Annotated in this window: 20 protein-coding genes; 15 read left to right on the top strand and 5 right to left on the bottom strand. The window is 60.5% G+C overall.

What is annotated here, in order from left to right:
• Nucleotides 1–12: 12 nt before the first annotated feature.
• The 3 genes from map to ACQZ5G_RS02075 are packed head-to-tail and all read right to left on the bottom strand — an operon-like array spanning nt 13 to nt 3,495.
• Nucleotides 13–852, bottom strand: coding sequence for a type I methionyl aminopeptidase (map, locus tag ACQZ5G_RS02065; RefSeq protein ID WP_065115772.1), 840 nt, complete (start codon nt 850–852; stop codon nt 13–15).
• 31 nt (nt 853–883) lie between these two features.
• Complete coding sequence (sfsA, locus tag ACQZ5G_RS02070) at nt 884–1,603, bottom strand: DNA/RNA nuclease SfsA (RefSeq protein ID WP_448736835.1); 720 nt, start codon at nt 1,601–1,603, stop codon at nt 884–886.
• Nucleotides 1,604–1,635: 32 nt separating this feature from the next.
• Nucleotides 1,636–3,495 carry a PHA/PHB synthase family protein gene (locus ACQZ5G_RS02075; protein ID WP_448736836.1) on the bottom strand — a complete coding sequence of 620 codons (1,860 nt, stop codon included), beginning with the start codon at nt 3,493–3,495 and terminating at the stop codon, nt 1,636–1,638.
• A 25-nt stretch (nt 3,496–3,520) separates the two neighbouring features.
• Between ACQZ5G_RS02075 and ACQZ5G_RS02080 the strand changes: the two genes are divergently transcribed.
• On the top strand, nt 3,521–4,060 hold the full coding sequence (locus ACQZ5G_RS02080) for a hypothetical protein (protein WP_003524833.1): 540 nt from the start codon (nt 3,521–3,523) through the stop codon (nt 4,058–4,060).
• Between the two features lie 33 nt (nt 4,061–4,093).
• Nucleotides 4,094–4,402 (top strand): hypothetical protein, encoded by a 309-nt coding sequence (locus ACQZ5G_RS02085; protein ID WP_448736837.1) that lies wholly within the window; start codon nt 4,094–4,096, stop codon nt 4,400–4,402.
• 294 nt (nt 4,403–4,696) lie between these two features.
• Here ACQZ5G_RS02085 and fnrN read toward each other — a convergent pair whose 3' ends face one another.
• The gene (gene fnrN, locus ACQZ5G_RS02090) at nt 4,697–5,422 is read right to left on the bottom strand and encodes a transcriptional regulator FnrN (RefSeq protein ID WP_338810378.1); all 726 of its coding nucleotides are present in this window, start codon (nt 5,420–5,422) and stop codon (nt 4,697–4,699) included.
• 213 nt (nt 5,423–5,635) lie between these two features.
• Here fnrN and hemN point away from each other — a divergent pair, with 213 nt between their 5' ends.
• The 8 genes from hemN to ACQZ5G_RS02130 all read left to right on the top strand — a co-directional run bounded on the left by hemN (nt 5,636) and on the right by ACQZ5G_RS02130 (nt 13,735).
• The gene (gene hemN / locus ACQZ5G_RS02095; protein WP_448736838.1) at nt 5,636–6,985 is read left to right on the top strand and encodes an oxygen-independent coproporphyrinogen III oxidase; all 1,350 of its coding nucleotides are present in this window, start codon (nt 5,636–5,638) and stop codon (nt 6,983–6,985) included.
• Between the two features lie 114 nt (nt 6,986–7,099).
• Nucleotides 7,100–7,384, top strand: a complete 285-nt coding sequence (locus ACQZ5G_RS02100) for an acyl carrier protein (protein ID WP_003495848.1) — start codon at nt 7,100–7,102, stop codon at nt 7,382–7,384.
• An 88-nt stretch (nt 7,385–7,472) separates the two neighbouring features.
• Complete coding sequence (locus ACQZ5G_RS02105) at nt 7,473–7,952, top strand: beta-hydroxyacyl-ACP dehydratase (RefSeq protein WP_448736839.1); 480 nt, start codon at nt 7,473–7,475, stop codon at nt 7,950–7,952.
• Nucleotides 7,953–8,161: 209 nt separating this feature from the next.
• Entirely contained in the window at nt 8,162–9,358 is a 1,197-nt protein-coding gene (locus ACQZ5G_RS02110; protein ID WP_003524843.1) for a beta-ketoacyl-ACP synthase, read from the top strand.
• An 11-nt stretch (nt 9,359–9,369) separates the two neighbouring features.
• Nucleotides 9,370–10,653 carry a beta-ketoacyl-ACP synthase gene (locus ACQZ5G_RS02115; protein ID WP_003524844.1) on the top strand — a complete coding sequence of 428 codons (1,284 nt, stop codon included), beginning with the start codon at nt 9,370–9,372 and terminating at the stop codon, nt 10,651–10,653.
• A 143-nt stretch (nt 10,654–10,796) separates the two neighbouring features.
• On the top strand, nt 10,797–11,825 hold the full coding sequence (locus ACQZ5G_RS02120; RefSeq protein WP_003524845.1) for a zinc-binding dehydrogenase: 1,029 nt from the start codon (nt 10,797–10,799) through the stop codon (nt 11,823–11,825).
• A 5-nt stretch (nt 11,826–11,830) separates the two neighbouring features.
• Nucleotides 11,831–12,760: a lipid A biosynthesis lauroyl acyltransferase gene (locus ACQZ5G_RS02125; RefSeq protein WP_448736840.1), complete on the top strand. Its 930-nt coding sequence runs from the start codon at nt 11,831–11,833 to the stop codon at nt 12,758–12,760.
• Between the two features lie 279 nt (nt 12,761–13,039).
• Nucleotides 13,040–13,735: a hypothetical protein gene (locus ACQZ5G_RS02130; protein ID WP_035240634.1), complete on the top strand. Its 696-nt coding sequence runs from the start codon at nt 13,040–13,042 to the stop codon at nt 13,733–13,735.
• A gap of 32 nt (nt 13,736–13,767) precedes the next feature.
• Here ACQZ5G_RS02130 and ACQZ5G_RS02135 read toward each other — a convergent pair whose 3' ends face one another.
• Entirely contained in the window at nt 13,768–14,571 is an 804-nt protein-coding gene (locus tag ACQZ5G_RS02135; RefSeq protein WP_448736841.1) for a TSUP family transporter, read from the bottom strand.
• 181 nt (nt 14,572–14,752) lie between these two features.
• Here ACQZ5G_RS02135 and ACQZ5G_RS02140 point away from each other — a divergent pair, with 181 nt between their 5' ends.
• The 5 genes from ACQZ5G_RS02140 (at nt 14,753) to recJ (ending at nt 20,922) form a co-directional block, all read left to right on the top strand.
• Nucleotides 14,753–15,712 (top strand): nucleoside hydrolase, encoded by a 960-nt coding sequence (locus tag ACQZ5G_RS02140; RefSeq protein ID WP_003524850.1) that lies wholly within the window; start codon nt 14,753–14,755, stop codon nt 15,710–15,712.
• A gap of 301 nt (nt 15,713–16,013) precedes the next feature.
• Nucleotides 16,014–17,234 carry an LL-diaminopimelate aminotransferase gene (locus tag ACQZ5G_RS02145; protein WP_003524851.1) on the top strand — a complete coding sequence of 407 codons (1,221 nt, stop codon included), beginning with the start codon at nt 16,014–16,016 and terminating at the stop codon, nt 17,232–17,234.
• 61 nt (nt 17,235–17,295) lie between these two features.
• A complete protein-coding gene (locus ACQZ5G_RS02150; protein WP_003524852.1) occupies nt 17,296–18,606 on the top strand; it encodes a homoserine dehydrogenase in 1,311 nt (436 codons plus the stop codon).
• Between the two features lie 188 nt (nt 18,607–18,794).
• Nucleotides 18,795–19,019, top strand: a complete 225-nt coding sequence (locus ACQZ5G_RS02155) for a hypothetical protein (protein WP_003524853.1) — start codon at nt 18,795–18,797, stop codon at nt 19,017–19,019.
• A gap of 94 nt (nt 19,020–19,113) precedes the next feature.
• Nucleotides 19,114–20,922, top strand: coding sequence for a single-stranded-DNA-specific exonuclease RecJ (gene recJ, locus ACQZ5G_RS02160; RefSeq protein ID WP_448737070.1), 1,809 nt, complete (start codon nt 19,114–19,116; stop codon nt 20,920–20,922).
• Nucleotides 20,923–21,077: the final 155 nt, after the last annotated feature.

Genomic DNA, 21,077 nt, shown 5'->3' on the forward strand with positions numbered 1-21,077 from the left:
GCGGGTCTGGCCTTATGCGGGGGGAAGCGGCGGCAGGCCCGGACGGTCGAAGCCGCCGGGCGACAGTGTGAAGATCTCGCAGCCCGTGGCCGTGACGCCGACGGCATGTTCATATTGTGCGGAGAGCGACCGGTCGCGTGTTACCGCCGTCCAGCCGTCGGAAAGCACCTTCACATGCGGTTTGCCGAGATTGATCATCGGCTCGATGGTGAAGATCATGCCTTCGCGGATTTCCGGCCCTTCGTCCGGGCGGCCGTAATGCAGGATGTTCGGCGTGTCGTGGAACAGACGTCCGACGCCATGGCCGCAGAAATCGCGCACGACAGAGCAGCGCTCCGCTTCCGCATAGGCCTGGATCGCCGCGCCGATTGCGCCGGTGCGCACGCCGGGCTTCACCGCCGCGATGCCGCGCAGCAGGCATTCATAGGTCACTTCCATCAGCCGCTCGGCGGCGCGCTTGATCTGGCCGACCGGATACATGCGGCTCGAATCGCCATGCCATCCGTCAAGCACATAGGTCACGTCGATATTGACGATATCGCCTTCGCGCAGCGGCTTTTCATCCGGAATGCCGTGGCAGACGACGTGGTTGATCGAGGTGCAAACGGATTTGGTATAACCGCGATAATTCAGCGTCGCCGGCAGCGCGCCGTGGTCGGCGCCGAATTCGAAGACGAAACGGTCGATGGCGTCGGTCGTCACGCCCGGCTTGACGATTGCGGCGAGTTCATCGAGGCAGCGCGCCGTCAGCTGGCACGCCTTGCGCATCCCGTCGAAGTCCTCAGGGGTATAGAGGCGGATGACGCCGGTATTCTTGAGGGGGGCGGAGGCTGCGTCGATATAGGTGACCATCTTGGTGCTTTCTGTCTCTTTACGTCCCTGTTCATAAAACAGCCGGACGCCATTCGTCCATCTTAACCGTTCCGCTGACCGAAATTTGTGCCGGGGAGACCGTGCATTTCACCGCATAGGCCTCCACGCCGCGCGCCATCGCCCGCTGAAACGCCAGCGCATAGACGGGATCGAGATCGTCGCAGATGCGCATCCGGTCGCAATCGTCGCGCTGGATAAGATAGAGCATCACCGAACGGTAACCTGCTTCCGCGGCGTCACCCAGTTCCTCCAGATGTTTCGCGCCGCGTTTGGTGGCGGTATCGGGAAATTCGGCGAGGCCTTGCTCGCGCATGAAATGCACGTTCTTGACTTCCACATAGGCGTCCGGCCGGCCGGGCTCGGACAGCAGGAAATCGATGCGGGAATTGCGGCCGTATTTCTGTTCGCGCCGGATCGTCGAATAGCCGCCAAGTTCGGGGATTTGGCCGTTCAGGATCGCTTCTTCCGCCAGCCGGTTCGGCATGCCGGTATTGATGCCGACCGTGGTGCCGTCGGCCTCGACCATTTCCAGCATGTGCCGGTACTTGCGGGTCGGGCTGTCATGTTCCGACAGCCATATGCGGGAGCCCGGAGCCGTGAGCCCGCGCATGGAGCCGGTATTGGGGCAGGAACCGGTGATCGCGGTGCCGTCTTCCAGAATGGCGTCGAACAGGAAGCGCTTGTAGCGGGAAATCAGCGTGGCGGGAGTAAGCGGGGGTGTGAAGAGCATGTGGCCTGAAAGATGTTAGATGATGGAACTGGTCAGGAGAGGACGTAGGTTCCCGGCGCATCGCCGAGCACGGGGCGCTTGCCGTCCTCCGGTTTTCGCGCCTTTACCTTCTCGCCATCCTGGCTTTCGATCCAGTTCTGCCAGTGCACCCACCAGGAGCCCTTGTGCGGGGTGGCGGCGGCCTGCCAGCCGTCGAAGTCGCCGGCCGGTGACGGGCCTGTCCAATATTGGTATTTTTCAAGCTGCGGCGGATTGATGACGCCGGCTATGTGGCCGGATGCGCCGAGCACGAATTCCACCGGCCCGCCGAACAGCGCAGCACCCGTGAAGACCGATTTCGCCGGCGCGATATGATCGTCGCGGGTGGCGAGATCATAGACCGGGATTTTGATATCGCCGAGATTGATCCGCTTGCCGGCGACCCGCATCAGCCCGCGGGCGAGATTGTTCTCAAGGTAACAATTGCGCAGATAAAAAGAGTGGCTGGCGGCCGTCACTCGCGTCGAATCGGAGTTCCAGTAGAGCAGGTCGAAGGGCAGGGGCTCGGCGCCGCGCAGGTAGTTATCGACCACATAGGGCCAGATGAGATCGGAGGCGCGCAGCATGTTGAAGACGGTCGCCATGATCGAGCCGTCGAGATAACCGACCGCCTGCATATGTTTGTCGAGCGCCGCCAGCTGGCCTTCATCGATGAAGACCTTGAGATCGCCGGCATGGATGAAATCGGTCTGGGCGGCCAGCAGCGTGGCGCTGCGGATGCGCTCATCGCCTTGCTGCGCATGCAGCGCCAGCGCCGAGGATAAAAGTGTGCCGCCGACGCAATAACCGATGGCGTTGATCTCCTTTTCGCCGGTCTGCTCCTCGATGGTATCAAGCGCAAAATCGATGCCTTCGCGGACGTAATCATCCCAGCCCTTGTCGGCGAGGCGGGCATCCGGGTTGATCCAGGAGACCATGAAGACGCTGTGGCCCTGCTCGAGGCACCAGCCGACGAAGGATTTCTGCGGGTTGAGATCGAGGATGTAGAATTTGTTGATCCATGGCGGCACGATCAGCAAAGGCCGCTTGAAGGCCTTCTGCGTCGTCGGCGCGTAATGGATGATTTCGCAGAGCGGGCTTTTCGCCACCACCTTGCCCGGCGTGACGGCGATATTCTGGCCGATGACGAATTTGCTGTAATCGGTCTGGCGCAGTTTCAGGTGGCCGTTGCCGGCCGCGACATCCTCCGCCAGCTGCGCCATGCCCTTGACGAGATTGGCGCCGCTGGAGGCGACCGTCTCGCGGAAGACCTGCGGATTGGTGAAGACGAAATTGGCCGGCGAAAGGGCCTCCGTCACCTGGCGCATGTAAAACAGCGCCTTGGTGCGGGTATGTTCGTCCAGCCCGTCTGCCTCCGTCACCATCCGGTCGGCGAAACCGACGGTGGTCTGGTAGGCTTTCAGGAGAAAATCGAAGAACGGATTGGTCTGCCAGTCGGCATCGGCAAAGCGCCTGCTCCTGCGTTCCGCAGGGCCGCTTTCGGCGGGTTTTTCCGGGGCCGAATCGGCATCGTCGGAAAACTGCGCCACCGATTTCGCCCAGAGATCGTAATAGCTGGAAAGCAGATGGGTCTGCGCCTCGAGCGAGCGCTTCGGTTCGGCCATCCAGTATTCGGCGACATCGGAAAGCGTCTTGACGAGATCGGTTACCGGATCGGCGCTGGTCTGGGGAATCTCACCGCGTTCGCGCGGCGCCAGCCACTCGGATGCGGCCTTGCCGAGATTTTCGAGCGCACGGGCGATGTTGATCGCGAAGGTTTCCGGGTCTCGGATCAGGTAGGCCTCGGCGGAGCTGGCGTCGAAGCCGGGCGTTTTGCCGCCCTTTTTCTCACCGCCGCGGTCAACACCTGCCATGCACCATCCTCCACCAAATTTGTGTTTGCACATTCTGCATGAAAACGAATACAAGTTCCACCAGCAAGGGGAGGCCGCAAAGGGCCGAACCGTGGTCGAATTCGATATCGGCAGATATCCTTACAGGCGGAACATGACGATGGGCAAGCACATGGGCACATGGGGAACATATGCGGAAAATGCGGCAAGAATCGCTGTGCTTTCGCTCTCCGGCGCAATGCTCGCCGCCACACTTGCCGCCTGCAAGGCTCCGGAGCCGATCGTCGCGCCCGCCCATATGCGCCGCCCGACGGCCGAAATCGTCGGCCCGCGCCCGGTCAGCGACACTGCGGTGAGCCAGAAGCGCGACACCGGCACCTATCCGACCTTTTCGCAACCGCTGACGGCCGCTGGCACCCAGATGGGCGAGGATGAGGCCTCCACCATGGAATCGAGCCTGTCGCGGCTCGGTGCGGCAAGGCGCAACGGCCAGATTTCGGAAGCCGAATACAAGCGCCGCGTGGCCGAGCTGCGGGCGCTTGCCGAAAACCAGAAGCCGGTTGCGACGCCTGCCGCCTCGCAATAAATCCCAAATCAATACATGCTATGGCCATCGCGTATGGCAGCTTTGGCGCTATATTTTGCGAAACCGGTTTTGATCGAAATGCGCAATCCAAAAGTGCTTTTAGTTTTTGTAGTTTTGTTGGGCGTTCTGCCTCTTGTCCTGCGCTTACTCGATGTGGGGCCGTCGATGTTTCTCGGTATATCGATCTTTGTTCTGAATATTTTAGTTTGCTTGTGGGGTGCGGCCACGCGATATCGTTTAGGGTGGCTAAGTTACGGGGTCGCCTGCGTATTCGCTTTTGTACTGGCCGGCATGTCCAGCCCTCTTTCCCTCGTCCTGTTGCTGCTTGCATCGAAAGCCTGATTTGCTTCGACGGCTCTCTCTTGCGGGAGGAGTGGCAATCATAACCCCTTCTTTACCCTGCCTCTGAACCTTCCGCTTACCCAAGATGTTAAGCGGATGGATGCGGTTTGCCGCTTATGATGCGGCCATAACAAACAGGCCGCTGAAAAAGCGGGGCACGGGGTGAAATATCATGAAATGCATCGCCGCTTTGCTGGTTCTTGCCGGTTTTGCGCTCGCACCCGCTCAGGCGCGGGCGCCGCACATCAATTTCGGGACACCTGCACTTCAGGGGCAGTGAGAGGGCGAATTCCGTCAGTCGTTGCCGGCGGCGTCACTCAGCACGTCGAGATCGGGCACGGTGATGTGGCGATTGTTCTCGATGCGGATAATGCCTTCCTTGCGCAGCTTGGTCATTTGCCGGCTAACCGTTTCGATGGTGAGCCCGAGGAAATCGGCGATATCGGCGCGTGAAAGCGGCAGGTCGAAGCAGGATTTGTCGTCGTTTTCCGGGTCGATATGGGTGGCGATCATGTAAAGGAAGCTGGCAACCTTTTCCTGAGCCGATTTGCGCCCCAGCGTCAGCATCCAGTCGCGGGCCTCGTCCAGTTCCTTCAGGGACTGGCTGTGGAGCTTTCGTTCCATATCGGGTACTTCGGAAACCATCCGGTCGACGACGCGGCGCGGGAAGAGACAAATTTCCACATCGGTTGCGGCTTCCGCCGTCATCTTGCTTTCCGCCATGAACGGGCGGCCGAGAAAGTCCGGTGCGAATTGCAGGCCGACGATCTGCTGGCGGCCGTCCGACATCATTTTCGACAGCTTCACCACGCCGTTCAGGATATTGCCGTAGGAGGTGACGAGTTCGCCCTGGCCAAGAAGCTCATTGCCCGCTTCCAGTTTCTTGCGGCTGGAATGGCGGTTCAGCTCGCAAAGCTGCTGCGGCGTCAGGCTGCTGCAAAGCCCGCCATGGCGCGCCTCGCAGGAGCGACAAACGACGGGTTCTTCCGAATTGTGGATGGTCTTCTGCAGCGTGTCCATAAGCCTTTTCCAATGCTGGCTTTTTCAGGACGATTGCGACCGTGGGTGTCAAATCCGGTCTCATGCAAGGCTTTCGCCACGTAGCCGTCGCCCCTGCGTCTACTTTAGCAAGAACTTACGGTGCAATTTGATTGAAGTCAAAGTTGCAAACTGTCGCAGCCGTTACTGAAAGAGAGGAAATCGACATTTTCTTGATAAAAGGCAAATCGGGCGATGAATACCGAACTTCTTCACAAATATTCGGGTGCAGTACCGCGTTACACGAGCTATCCGACCGCGCCGCATTTCCACGAGGGAATCGATAATGGCACCTATTGCCGCTGGCTCGGCGCGCTCGGTCACAGGAATCGCCTGTCGCTTTACCTGCATATTCCCTATTGCGACCGGCTTTGCTGGTTCTGCGCCTGCCACACCAAGCACACGCTGAAATACGAGCCGATTGCCGTTTATCTTGAAGCACTTAAGCAGGAGATCGAAGCCGTCGGCGCACTTGTTTCGCCGGATGCGGTGGTGAGTGCGGTGCATTTCGGCGGCGGCTCGCCCACCATGTTGAAGCCGGAGGACATGCAGAGCCTGATGGACTGTCTGCGGCGTCATTTCACCTTCGGCCTCGCAACCGAGATCAGCGTCGAGATGGACCCCAACGATCTGGATGACAGCCGCTACGATGCGCTTGCCGCCATCGGCATGTCGCGGGCGAGCCTCGGGGTTCAGGACTTCGATGACAAAGTGCAAAAAACCATCAACCGCATCCAGTCCTTCGAACAGACGAAATCCGTGGTGGATGCGGTGCGGGCGAGGGGCGTTCACTCGGTCAATTGCGACATTCTTTATGGGTTGCCGTTCCAGACCTGCGGGACATTGGAAAAGACGGTGAACCAGATCGTGTCGCTCGACCCCGATCGCATCGCGCTTTTCGGTTATGCGCATGTTCCGTGGATGAAAAAACACCAGTCGCTGATCCCGGAGCACGCCCTGCCGGATATTGCCGAGCGCTACCGCCAGATGACGATGGCGGCGGAGATGCTGAAACAGGCGGGTTACGAGGCCATCGGTATCGATCATTTCGCCAAGCCGACCGATACATTATGTCAGGCCGCCGAAGCGGGCGCCCTGCGGCGGAATTTTCAGGGCTATACGACCGACACGGCCGATGCGCTGATCGGGCTTGGCGCATCGTCCATCGGCAGGCTGCCGCAGGGCTACGTGCAGAACATGGTGGCGACGGGGGAATATCAGCGGATGGTGGGCGAGGGCGGTCTTGCCGCCGTCAAGGGCATAGAGTTGTCGCAGGACGATCATCTGCGCTCGCATGTCATCGAAAGGCTGATGTGCGATTTCGCTATCGATCTTTCGCATTTGCAGCACCGTTTCGGCAAGGCGAGCCATTCCGTGAGAGCCCAGGCGCAGCATTTTGCCGCAAGCGACAGGGATGGCGTGGTGCGGATGGACGCCGATATTTTTGCGGTGACCGAGGCTGGAAAGCCCTTCGTGCGTAACATCGCGGCAATCTTCGACGCCTATCTCGGCAATGGACGGGGTCGTCATTCGGTTGCTGTTTAGGCAACAGTTTTGGGGCAAATTTCAAAGTTACGTCACGAAACCATTGGCTTTTTTGTGCGACTTGCCTATGTGGTGCGTCAGACAGAATAATTCATACGAACGACAATAAGGATTATGGGCGTGACAGCTACATTCGACAAGGTTGCCGACATTATCGCCGAGACCAGCGAAATCGACCGCGAAACCATTACGCCGGAGAGCCACACGATCGACGATCTGGGCATCGACAGCCTCGACTTTCTTGATATCGTTTTCGCGATCGACAAGGAATTCGGCATCAAGATTCCGCTCGAGCAGTGGACGCAGGAAGTCAACGAAGGCAAGGTTTCCACCGAAGAATATTTCGTGTTGAAGAACCTTTGCGCCAAGATCGACGAATTGCGCGCAGCCAAGGGCTGATCTGACAGTGCCCGCTTCAGGCGGGCATTTTCTTTTGATGCCGCCTGCGGGCAAACCATGACTAACCGACCAGAGACGGGCCGGACGGATGCTGCTTGAATATTTTCAGATGATCGACAAGGTCGAGGCCGTGGACATGACGACGCGCACGTTGAAGGCGCAGTCTGTCGTTCCCGACAAAAGCCCGGTTTTCGAAGGCCACTTTCCCGGCATGCCGCTGGTTCCGGGCGTGCTTCTGATCGAGACCATGGCGCAGGCGTCCGGCATGCTGGTTCTGGCGTTTTCCGATTTTGCGTCCATGCCGTTCCTGATGTCGGTCGATGGCGCCAAGATGCGCACCTTCGTGGAGCCCGGCGCTGTTCTCGACATCAAGGCCGTGCTGGAACATGATGGTTCGGGCTTTGCCGTCACCAAGGCGAAAATTACCAGCGGTGGCAAGAAGGTCTGCGACGCGCAGCTGAAACTGCGCACCATGCCCTTCAGCGAAATCCCGCTTGGGCCTATCGTCAAGAAGCGGGCCGAGGAAGTCGGCCTGATGGCGGCGATTGCCGCGGATGCGCAGAAATAAGCGTTTCCGTCCGTTTCGAAGGAGAGCGTTTTTCCCGCCGGCCCGGTTTTTGAGCACGAAAATCGTGGGCTCGCGACGGCGGATCAGGCCTTCACCATTGCCAATCCGCATCGCGCGCTTTATTCCGCAACGCATGAAGTGGTTGTTCGCGACCGCTGTTGGATAGCCGTGACCGTTTCGACGGGGCCGGCTGCAAAGGATGACAGACGATGAAATCTGACAATGATGTGGTGATAACAGGGGTCGGCATCGTGACCTGTCACGGCGTCGGCAGCCAGGCGCATGTGGCGCTTCTTTCCGGAACCGCCGTGCCGGAGCCGGTGGTCGAGACCGAAAAGTTCAAGCCCTATCCGGTCCATCCCATGCCGGAGATCGACTGGTCCGCGCAGATCGCCAAGCGCGGCGACCAGCGCCAGATGGAAAACTGGCAGCGTCTCGGCGTTTTTGCCGCCGGTCTTGCACTTGATGATGCCGGCTTGAAGGAAAATGCCGAAGCCTGCGCCACCATGGACATGATCGTTGCCGCCGGCGGCGGTGAGCGCGACATCAATGTCGATACGCTGATCGTTGACGAGGCTTTGAAGCGCAACGACCGCGAAAAGCTGCTCAATGAGAAGCTGACGACGGAGCTGCGCCCGACGCTGTTTCTCGCACAGCTTTCCAACCTTATGGCCGGCAATATCTCCATCGTGCACAAGGTCACCGGCTCTTCCCGCACCTTCATGGGCGAGGAAGCGGCCGGCATTTCCGCCGTCGAAACCGCATTTCACCGCATCCGCTCCGGCGAATCGAGCCATGCGCTGGTGGGCGGCGCCTTCTCGGCGGAACGTCCCGACATGATCCTGCTGTTTGAGGCCATCGGCGCGCATGCGCAGGGCGGCTGGCAGCCGCTGTGGTCGCGCGAAGGCCAGGAAGGCGGCGGCATGGTTTCCGGTTCGCTCGGAGCCTTCCTGGTGCTGGAATCGCGCAAGCACGCCAGCGAGCGCGGCGCGCGCATTTATGCCCGCATCGACGCCATCGAGGGCGACCGCGGCAGCCGTGACGAAGGCAAGATGGAAAAGCGCATGGAGCGGCTGCTTGCTCCCGCCAAGGACAGCGCGGCGACCGTCGTGTTTTCCGGCGCGAGCGGTTATGACGATGTGACGGCCCGCGAGAAGGATATTCTCGAAAAGGCCCTGCCGAATGCCGTTATTCGCGGTTTTGGCGGCGTCACCGGTCATGGGCTGGAAGCACAGTTTCCGCTCGGGCTGGCGCTTGCCGCGCTGACGCTTGAAAGCGGCGCAAAGGTGCCTACCTTCGATGCGACTGAGGAAAAGCCCATGGGCGAGGCGGCCAGCGAAGCCGTCGTCACCACCGTCGGCCATGTGCGCGGCGAAGGTGTCGCCGTTCTGTCCCGCGACGTTTGAGGAGAAAGACCATGACTTCCAATTTCAGGGATCATCTCGGTCGTCCCATCGTCGCCGTCACCGGCATGGGCATCATCACCTCGCTCGGGCAGGGGCTTGCCGATAACTGGGCGGCGCTGACATCGGGCAAATCGGGCATCCACAAGATCACCCGTTTCCCGACCGAGGGGCTTTCGACCCGCATCAGCGGCACGGTGGATTTCATCGATATCCCGGTTCCGAATTCCGTCGAGCGTTCCTATGCCTTCGCGCGCGAAACCACCATCGAGGCGCTGGCGCAGGCCGGTATCTCCGGCGATTTCGATGGCCCGCTGTTTCTCGCAGCGCCGCCTATCGAGCCGGAATGGAGCGCCCGTTTCGAGCTTGCCGACCGGTCTCCGCCGGCCGCCCAGCCGGGCGATGCCTATGAGCGGTTCCTGACGGCCTTCCGCCAGCGTCCCGACCCGGCGTTCCAGGAAGCGGCCCTGTTCGGCGCGATTTCCGAGCGCCTTTCCGATCGTTTCGGTACTCGTGGCCTGCCCGTCACGCTGTCTACGGCCTGTGCATCGGGCGCGACCGCGATCCAGCTCGGCGTCGAGGCGATCCGCCAGGGCCGTACAGAGCGGGCGCTGACGGTCGCCACCGACGGTTCGGTCAGCGCCGAGGCGCTCATTCGCTTCTCGCTTCTCTCCGCGCTGTCGACCCAGAACGACCCGCCGGAAAAGGCCTCCAAGCCGTTCAGCAAGGACCGCGACGGTTTCGTGATCGCCGAGGGTGCAGCTACATTGGTGCTGGAATCGCTGGAAGCCGCCGTTGCACGCGGTGCCAAGGTGCTCGGTATCATCAAGGGTGCGGGCGAGAAGGCCGACAGCTTCCACCGCACGCGGTCTTCGCCCGATGGCGGCCCGGCGATTGCGACGATCCGTGCGGCACTGGCCGATGCGGGCGTGGCAGAAAGCGATATCGGTTACATCAACGCCCACGGCACTTCGACGCCTGAGAACGACAAGATGGAATATGGCTCCATGCTCGCCGTCTTCGGCGAGGGCCTGAAGGATATTCCGCTGTCGTCCAACAAGTCGATGATCGGCCATACCTTGACCGCCGCAGGCGCCGTGGAAGCGGTGTTCTCGCTGCAGACCATGCTGACCGGCACGCTGCCGCCGACGATCAACTACAACAATCCCGATCCGACCATCACGCTCGACGTGGTGCCGAATGTGAAGCGGGATGCTCAGGTGAGCGCGGTTCTGTCCAACTCCTTTGGGTTCGGCGGGCAGAATGCAAGCCTTGTCATGACGCGGGAACCGGCTTAACCGGTTTCGCCATCAACAGGAGCGTTTCCGGGGCAATTGCGGAAACGCTCTCGCTTCTTTGATTACGCATTCCGGCCGCAAAACGGTTACAGAGTTTTGCGGGAATAGCTTTTAGATAACGCCCTCGGGCGAAGGACTGATATATGCGCGCTCTTCAACTCGTGGACGACCGGAAGCTCGAAAAAGTGGACCTGCCCGAACCGGATGCGCCGGCGCCGGGCGAGGTGACGCTTCGCGTCAAGGCCGTGGCGCTCAACCACATCGACGTATGGGGCTGGCGGGGCATGGCTTTCGCCAAGCGCAAGATGCCGCTCACCATCGGTGCCGAGGCTTCGGGTGTGGTGGAAGCCATCGGTCCGGGCGTTTCGAATGTGCTGCCCGGCCAGCTCGTTTCGATCTACGGTGCGCGCACCTGCGGGCTGTGCAAGCCGTGTCGCGAAGGCCGTGACAATCTGTGCGAACATGTTCAGGGCGTGCACGGTTTCCACCTTGACGGTTTCGCTCAGGAAAAGATCAATATTCCCGCCCGCCAGCTGGTGCCCGCGCCGCATGGCATTGACGCCGTTGCTGCGGCTCTCGCACCGGTGACCTTCGGCACGGTCGAACACATGCTGTTCGACAATGCCAAGCTTGAGCCGGGCGAAACGATCCTCATCCATGCCGGCGGTTCCGGTATCGGCACGGCGGCGATCCAGCTTGCCAAGAAGATGGGCTGTACCGTCATTACCACTGTCGGTTCCGACGACAAGATCGAACGGGCGAAGGCGCTGGGCGCCGATCACGTCATCAACTACCGCACCGACCGTTTCGAAGGCGTCGTGCGCAAGCTGACGAAAAAGAAGGGTGTCGACGTGGTGTTCGAACATGTCGGCAAGGACACCTTCGTCGCCTCGATGTTCTCGCTGAAGCGTGGCGGCCGTCTCGTCACCTGCGGTTCCACGTCGGGCGTTTCCACCGAAATCAACCTGATGATGCTGTTCCAGCAGCAGCTGAAGCTGCTCGGCTCCTTCGGCTGCCGCATGGAAAACATGGCCAACGCCATGCAGAAGATGGCGCGCGGCATCGTTCATCCCGTCATCGACACCGAAGTGACCTTCGACGATATCGACCGGGCGCTGGAGCGCATGGAGACGCGCCAGGTGTTCGGCAAGATCGTTCTGCGAATGGACTGAGCATCTTGAAGCTGTTCCTGACACGGATTGTCCTGAAACTGGACCACTTCCGGCAGTGGCTGATTGCGACATTCGCCTTCGGCCTTCTCAACCTGCTGAAGCTTTTTCCCGCCGATGCGGGCATTCGCGCCGCCGACCGGCTGGCGCGCTGGGTGGGGCCGAAAACCGGCCGCCACAAGCTGATGCTCCATAATCTGGCGCGCGCCTTTCCGGAGAAATCCGAGGAGGAGCGGCTTGAGATCGCCATGGATAGCTGGGCCAATATGGGCCGGCTTGCCGCGGAATATGTGTTTCTCGACCGGCTGTTCGATTTCGACCCGGAAAAGAACGAAACGGGCCGCATCGAGGTCGAGGGCATTCCGACCTTCCTTGAGCTGCGCGACAATCCGCGGCCCTTCATCGTCTTTACCGCCCATAGCGGCAATTTCGAATTGCTGCCGGTGGCCGGCTCGGCTTTCGGTCTCGATGTAACGGTGCTGTTCCGTCCGCCGAACAATCCTTTCGTGGCCGACAAGGTGTTCAACTTTCGCAAGGAGCGCATGGGCAATCTGGTGCCGTCGCACGCCGGTTCCTCTTTCGCGCTTGCGCGGCAGCTTGAAAAGGGCGGCGGTGTCGGCGTGCTCGTCGACCAGAAGTTCGGCAAGGGTCTGACGACGAAGTTCTTCGGCCTTGAGGTTCGCACCAACCCGCTGCTTGCCAAGCTGGTGCGGCAGTTCAACTGCGATGTCTATCCGGCCCGTTGCGTGCGTCTTCCCGACAATCGCTACAGGCTGGAAATAGAGCCCAAGGTTGAAATTCCGCGCGATGAGAAGGGCAATGTCGACATTCAGGCGACGGCGCAGCTTCTGAACGACAAGGTGGAAAGCTGGGTGCGCGAATACCCCGGACAATGGCTGTGGTATCACGACCGCTGGGACGTGAAGCACCGGATTTGAGGTGACTGCCGTGCGGCCGGATTCTCCGCGATTTTCGCGAAATTCAGCCGGGAAACCGTGCGTTTCGGTGTTTTTCCATATTAGCGGAACCTCATTTTTCGTTCATGGATTATCGAAATTGAAAAATTGGCGGCTGCTGTGATATTTTGGACAACAATCCTCGCGGCGTTCCTGCGTTTCGTTACGTCATTTTTAAGCGCAAAGACGCTATAATCAGGGGGCAAAGGGTTAATCCGTTCGCATTGGGAACCGGGTTATGCCCGTTCAGGGAGAGTTGGGTTGAAAGATTTGATTGAGTTGTTCTGGCTGCGTTATACGGAACTGCAATCTGCCGTTGGTAAAAACGAAGCCGACAAGATCGCAGTGCTGGAGCGTGAACTGGAGCAGCTTCTCGAGCGGGTCGTCGGACGCAAGACAGAAAATTCCGAAGATATTCGCGAGCAGTTTCGTTTTGCCATCGACCTCCTCAACCACGAGGCGGAAGATCTGGGCTGCGTCCAGCGCAACTCCGAGCTTCTGCGGACGCTCGTTGATCGTTACGTCGGCATGCCTTCGAAGGCCAAAGTCGTTGGTGACGAGGACGAGGACACGCTGGAGTGGCACCATCGCCACCTGATCCTCGATGAAGACATGCTGAACGATCTGGACGATCCCGTCGTGATCGTTACACCCGGTTATCGCGTTTCGTTCGCCAATTCTCTCGACGCATTTCAGCGCAATGCGCCTGAAGGGCTTGTGGGTTGCCATATTGCGGAGCTTGTCGGCGTCCACCGATTCCAGAACGACCTCAGGGACAAGCTGGATAATTGTTTCAAGGGCGATACGTCGAAGTATACCTACGCGGAAGACCAGAACGGCCGCACGATCGTGAAATCGTTGGAAATGTCGCCGTGTTATTCATCTGCCTACAAGCTTGTCGGTGCGATGGTCGTCATCCGCGAAATCGAGGACCGCAGACGCCGCGCGACGGCATGATGTTATACGCGCGTCTGTGACGGCAATCCCGTTTATTTCGGGAATATCGTTTCCCATATCGTCGCGATGGACCACGCGGATGAAGCGTCGATAAGAAGCTTCGTCGCCATGGCCAAGCAGGAAAGCACCAGCAGCGGGCGGATGATTTTCGCGCCGTTTTTCATGGCGAAGCGGGAGCCGATCTGTGCGCCGATGAACTGGCCGACGCCCATGGCGAGGCCGAGCTTCCACAAAACCGCACCCCCTGTAGCAAATACAACGAAACCGCCGAAGTTCGAGCCGAGGTTCAGAAGCTTGGTATGGGCGGTTGCCTTCAGCATGCCGAAGCCGGCGAGCGCCACGAAGGCGAGCATGTAGAAGGAACCCGCGCCGGGGCCGAAAACGCCGTCGTAAAAGCCCACCAGCGGCGCGACGGTGAGGCCGAACACGAAGGGGGTGAAACGGCGGTGGCTGTCGATATCGCTCAGCTGCGGCTTGAAGGCGAAATAAAGCGCAATCGCTATCAGCAGGAACGGCATTATGGTGCGCAGCACGCTCGAAGGCACGAAGCCGGCGGCGACCGCTCCGAGCCCGCCGCCAAGCATGGCCATGACGGCCATGGGCAATTGTTCCCTCAGATTGACATGCCCGCGCCGGGCATAAGCGATGGTGGCGGAAGCCGAGCCGAATTGCGATTGCAGCTTGTTGGTGCCGAGCGTATCGAGCGGTGCAATGCCCATGATCAGCATCGCCGGAATGGTGATAAGACCGCCGCCGCCGGCAATGGAATCGATAAAGCCGGCAAAGATGGCGACGCAGAAGAGGACGATAAATACGTTGAGGGCGATGTCTTGCACTTGATATGTCCGGGCGGGCGGAAGGAGAGGGCTTCTTCTTTCACCGAAAGGGCCATGGCGCAATCTCTTTCTCTGCGTCCGGCAACGGGCAGGGGATTGCGGTGCGGCCGCTTATCGCTATGTTTCCGTGGCGCGTCGCCGGAAGGACGGATGACGCCTGATACAGATGGATGAGGGCATTATGCATAAAGTGATATTCGATACGGACCCAGGTGTGGATGATGCGATGGCGCTTCTTTTTCTGCACCGTCACCCCGATATCGATCTGATCGGCGTCACCACCGTTTTCGGCAATGCGCCTATCGACATCACCACCCGCAATGCGCTTTTCCTCAAGCGGGAATGGCAGATGACCGCGCCGGTCGCAAAAGGCGCGGGCGTGACCTTTGATCCCGCCCGCAAGGAAGGCCATTGGCCGACATTCATCCATGGTGAAAACGGCCTCGGTGACATCGATATCCCCGACACCATCGACCTGCCGCTCGATCCGCGTCCGGCGCATCGCTTCATCATCGAGACGGTAAAGGCCCATCCCGGCGAGGTGACGCTGATCGCCGTCGGCCGCATGACCAATCTGGCGCTGGCACTGCGTGAGGAACCGGATTTTGCGGCGCTGGTGAAGGAAGTGATCGTCATGGGCGGCGCCTTCGATATGAACGGCAATGTCTCGCCAGCGGCCGAGGCCAATATTCACGGCGATCCGGAAGCGGCCGATCTCGTCTTTACCGCGCCCTGGCGCGTGGTCGTCGTCGGACTGGACGTGACGACGAAAACCGTGATGACCAGCGCCTTCATGGCGGAGATGGCAGAGGCCGGCGGCAAGCCCGTGCAGCTGCTTTCCGACCTGTCGCAGTTCTATATCGATTTCTACAAGACCCGCACCGGCGACGGCATGGTGGTGCATGACAGCTGCGCCTGCGTTTATCTCGTCGCGCCGGAACTGTTTACCACCCGCAGCGGCCCGGTGCGTGTCGTCTGTGGCGGTCTTGCCGATGGCCAGACGATCCAGAAGCCGGATGGCCGCGCCTTTCCGCCGGGCGACTGGGACGGGCATCCGAGCCAGCTCATCTGCACGGATATCGAGCCGGAGCGCGTGCTTTCGGTCATCCGCGCGGCAATTGTGAAGGGTGAACGCGGCTGAAGGGCAGGAATGGCCGTTCTTGAGCATGGCTTGCCTTGCATTTTCCAAGAATCTGGCGTTATGCAAGTTCCCTGATCATAGTGCGCGATCCGCCTTGCCGGCGGGGCTGAGAAGGCCGTGCCGGAAGGACGGGCGGATCACCGCTATGCGGCGTGAGCCGAGAAAAGCCTTGTAGGTTTTCCCGTGCTTTGCGCTACAATGAATAACGCCTGCCGGGTCGGTTCGTGTCGGCGGCGTTTAACAACAAAAACGAACCTTCGTTATGGGCCGGCAGCACCGGTCCATTCCCATGAGGAAAGTGATGGAAGAGTTTCACAAGGTCCGGCGTCTGCCGCAATACGTCTTCGAACAGGTCAACCGTTTGAAAGCGAGCGCGCGAGCGGCCGGGGCCGACATTATCGACCTCGGCATGGGCAATCCGGACCTTCCGACCCCCAAGGCGATCGTCGACAAGCTTTGCGAGGTCGTTCAGGACCCTCGCACCCATCGTTATTCCTCGTCCAAAGGCATTCCCGGCCTTCGCCGCGCGCAAGCCGCCTATTATGCCCGCCGTTTCGGCGTGAAGCTCAACCCCGATACCCAGGTCGTCGCCACCCTCGGCTCCAAGGAAGGCTTCGCCAATATGGCGCAGGCCATCACCGCGCCGGGTGACGTGATCCTCTGCCCGAACCCGACCTATCCGATCCACGCCTTCGGCTTCCTGATGGCGGGCGGCGTTATCCGTTCGATGAATGTGGAGCCGGATGAGAGCTTCTTCGGTCCGCTGGAGCGCGCCGTGCGCCACTCCATTCCGAAGCCGCTGGCACTGATCGTCAACTATCCGTCGAACCCGACGGCGCACGTCGCTTCGCTGGATTTCTACAAGGACGTCATCGCCTTTGCGAAGAAGCACGAGATCATCGTGCTCTCCGACCTTGCCTATTCGGAAATCTACTTCGACGACAACAATCCGCCGCCATCGGTTCTCGAAGTTCCCGGCGCAATCGACGTTGCGGTGGAATTCACTTCCATGTCGAAGACCTTCTCCATGCCCGGCTGGCGCATGGGCTTTGCCGTTGGCAATGAGCGGCTGATCGCGGCTCTGACCCGCGTGAAGTCCTATCTCGACTATGGCGCCTTCACGCCGATCCAGGTTGCGGCGACCCATGCGCTGAACGGTGACGGTTCCGACATCGCCGAAGTGCGCAGCGTTTATCGCCGCCGCCGCGATGTGATGGTCGACACGTTTGGCAAGGCCGGTTTCGAGGTTCCGCCGCCGGCGGCGACGATGTTCGCCTGGGCGAAGATCCCGGAAAAGTTCCGCCATCTCGGCAGCCTGGAATTCTCCAAGCTTCTGGTCGAGAAGGCAGATATTGCCGTTGCTCCCGGCATCGGCTTTGGCGAAATGGGCGATGATTACGTCCGTCTCGCGCTCGTGGAAAACGAGCATCGAATTCGTCAGGCAGCGCGCAATCTGAAGCGTTTCCTGTCGAGCGCAGACGAAACGATGCATAACGTCGTTTCGCTCAACGCCCACAGATAAGGGCAACCGAAGGCGGCCGGGCCTCGGCCGCCACCATCATCAGCAAATCAGGAACATACCCATGGCAGATTCATTGAGAATCGGCATAGCGGGGCTCGGCACTGTCGGCGCTTCGCTCGTGCGCATCCTCCAGCAGAGAAGCAACGAACTTGCGATTACCTGCGGACGCGCGATTGAGATTATTGCGGTGAGCGCGCGCGACCGTTCGCGTGACCGCGGCATCGATCTCAAGGGTATTACCTGGTTCGACACGCCGGAGCAGCTGGCGAGCGAAGCCGAGATCGACGTCTTCGTCGAACTGGTCGGCGGTGCTTCCGGTCAGGCGGAAAATGCGGTGCGCGCGGCACTTGCACGCGGTCTCCATGTGGTGACAGCCAACAAGGCGCTGCTGGCCAAGCATGGCGTCGAACTGGCGACCATTGCCGAAGACAAGGGCGCGCTTCTCAATTTCGAAGCGGCGGTGGCCGGCGGTATCCCCGTCATCAAGGCGCTGCGTGAGTCTCTCACCGGCAACCATGTGTCGCGCATCTATGGCATCATGAACGGTACCTGCAACTACATCCTGACCAAGATGGAGAAGGAAGGGCTGTCCTTCGAGGCCTGTCTGAAGGAAGCGCAGCGGCTGGGTTATGCCGAAGCCGATCCTGCCTTCGATATCGAGGGCAACGATACCGCCCACAAGCTGGCCATCCTGACGACGCTTGCCTTCGGCAACAAGATTTCGGCCGATGACATCTATCTGGAAGGCATCACCAATATCTCCAGCGAGGACATTCAGGCGGCCGCCGAGCTCGGTTATCGCATCAAGCTTCTCGGCGTGGCGCAGGTGACCGAATCCGGCATCGAGCAGCGCGTGCATCCGACCATGGTGCCGCTCGATTCCGTTATCGCCCAGGTGGATGGCGTGACCAATGCGGTGGCGATCGAATCCGACATCCTCGGCGAATTGTTGATGGTTGGCCCAGGTGCGGGCGGCAACGCCACGGCGTCTGCCGTGCTCGGCGACATTGCCGATATCGCCAAGAGCCGTCCGGGCGCCCAGCAGGTGCCGGTGCTCGGCCGTCCGGCGAAATCGCTGACGGAATACCGCCGCGCCAAGATGAAGAGCCATGAGGGGGGGTATTTCATTCGCCTCACGGTGAAGGATCAGGCCGGCGTCTTCGCCTCCATCGCCACCCGCATGGCGGATAACAACATCTCGCTGGAATCCATCGTGCAGCGTCAGCGCGTGCATGTGGAAGGCGCGCCGCAGACCATCATTCTCGTTACCCACGCGACGATGGAAGATGCGATCCGCAAGGCCGTGAAGGCGATCAAGAACGAGAAATATCTCGTCAGCGAGCCGCAGGTCATCCGCATCGAGCGCACCTGAGACGCTTCGTCATCTTGATGTTATCGAGGGCCGCGCTTCCGGATGGAGGCGCGGTTTTTTCGTTCTATGGCTGCCTGCATCGTGCCGGTAGTCTCGCGCCCATAAAATTTGGGGGGACGGCGTCGGAAGCGCTGGAAAACAAGGCGATTCGGCACTATGGTTAATTCTGTTCACCAAGCGAGGGAGGCGTGGCCGTGACATCGATCATCCTGTTCAAGGACAATAAGCGCGCAGGCGTTGCGGCCGCCCATCACCGGGCGCGGCCTCACAATGCCAATGACAATATTCGCAGCATGGAATTCGATATGGGGGAACATGAGCGCAACTGGTGTTCGCTTGCCGTGTTCTCGCTGCTGCTGCTTGTTGGCGCGGTCTCGATCGTCAGCCCGTTTTTCTCGATTTTTTCGGTGTGAATCCTCATAAGCGCGTTTTTGCTTGAAAAACACGCCATCGCCATTTAGCCCGTTTTAAAGCGCGATTGGGCGCGTGACAGGATGAATGGACAGGATGGCAATGATGGAGCCGGCCGATACCGTGGCCCGCGCGTTTCTAAGCGTGGAGCGGTCGGCGACAGAACAGCGCTGGGTGTCGCGGCTGGATCAGGCCGGGCAGAACCGCGCGCTGGCCATGTCCCAGATCCACGCCATTCCGGAACTGATCGCACGGGTGCTTGCCGGGCGCGGTGTGGGTGTCGATGACGCCCTGGCGTTCCTCGATCCGACCATTCGTTCCCTGATGCCCGATCCGCATGTGCTGACCGATTGCGAAAAGGCCGCCGAGCGGCTGGTGCGGGCCATCGCGATCGGCGAGAAGGTGGCGATCTTTGGCGACTACGACGTCGACGGCGCTGCTTCCTCCGCTTTGACGTACCGGTTTCTCGCGCATTTCGGTCTGACACCGGAAATCTATATTCCCGACCGTATTTTCGAGGGCTACGGGCCGAACCCGGCGGCGATGCAGCAGCTTGCCGCCAATGGTGCGACGCTGATCGTGACGGTCGATTGCGGCTCCACCAGCCATGAATCGCTGAAGGCCGCCAGGGATGCGGGAACGGATGTGGTGGTGATCGACCATCATCAGGTCGGCACGGAGCTGCCGCCGGCCGTGGCGCTGGTCAATCCCAACCGCGAGGACGATCTTTCAGGGCAGGGGCATCTCTGTGCCGCCGGCGTCGTGTTTCTCGTGCTGGTGGCCACCCTGCGGCTGTTGAAAGAGAGGCGGCACAGGCAGGCTTTCACGCTCGATCTGCTATCGCTTCTCGATATCGTCGCGCTTGCCACCGTGTGCGATGTGGTGCCGCTGAAGGGGCTCAACCGCGCCTATGTGGTGAAGGGGCTGATTGCCGCGCGCCATATGAACAATGCCGGGCTCGCTGCTCTCTTCAAGAAGGCGGGGCTGGGCGGACCTGTGACGCCCTATCATTTCGGTTTCCTGATCGGGCCGCGCATCAATGCCGGCGGCCGCATCGGCGACGCTGCGCTCGGCAGCCGTCTCCTGACCATCGATGATGCTTCGCAGGCCGAGGTCATTGCCGAGAGGCTGGATGAGCTGAACCGCGAGCGGCGGGCCATGGAAGCCGCCATGCTGGCGGAAGCAGAGGCGGAGGCGCTGTTCGAATATGGCGACGGCTCGGGTGCGGGCGTCATCGTGACTGCGCGTGAAAACTGGCATCCCGGCATTGTCGGTCTGCTTGCCTCGCGTCTGAAGGATCGCTTCCGTCGTCCCGCCTTCGCCATTGCCTTCGATCCCTCCGGCAAGGGCACCGGTTCCGGCCGTTCGATCAACGGCTTCGATATGGGGCGCATGGTGCGCGCCGCCGTGGAGGCCGGCTTGCTGGTCAAGGGCGGTGGGCATGCCATGGCGGCCGGCCTGACGGTGGAGCGCGCCAATCTCGGCAAGCTCAGGACTTTCTTCGAGGAAGCGGCGGCAAAGACCGTGAACGAGCTGGTAGAAAGCAGCGTGCTGAAGATCGATGGCGCCATCGGCGCGTCGGGTGCCACATTGCAGCTTGTCGACCAGCTGGAGCAGGCCGGTCCATATGGCTCCGGTCATTCGCAACCCATCTTTGCCGTGCCGGCGCATCGTCTGCGCGATGTGCGGCTTGTGGGTACAGCTCACGTCAAGATCACGCTGGAGGCCATGGACGGCTCGCGACTGGACGGCATCGCGTTCCGCGCCGCAGAAGCGCCTCTGGGGCAGATGCTGCTGAATGCGCGCGGCCGGAACATTCACGTCGCCGGCACCGTGGGCGCCGATCTCTGGCAGGGCCAGAGGCGCGTTCAACTGCGCGTTCTGGACGCGGCTTTCGCGCCCTGACTTTGCGCACTGACAGGGCCTTCCAGCTATCCTGGAATTTCACCGGACACCGGCCCAGGCGAGTGGATGAGACACAACGAGACTTCTTTACGCGACGCGTGAAGATTTTTGTGCAGGCAGCTGATTTTACAGGAGAAGCAAGTGGCACGCCCTAG

The organism is Agrobacterium sp. 22-214-1 (genome assembly GCF_053522465.1).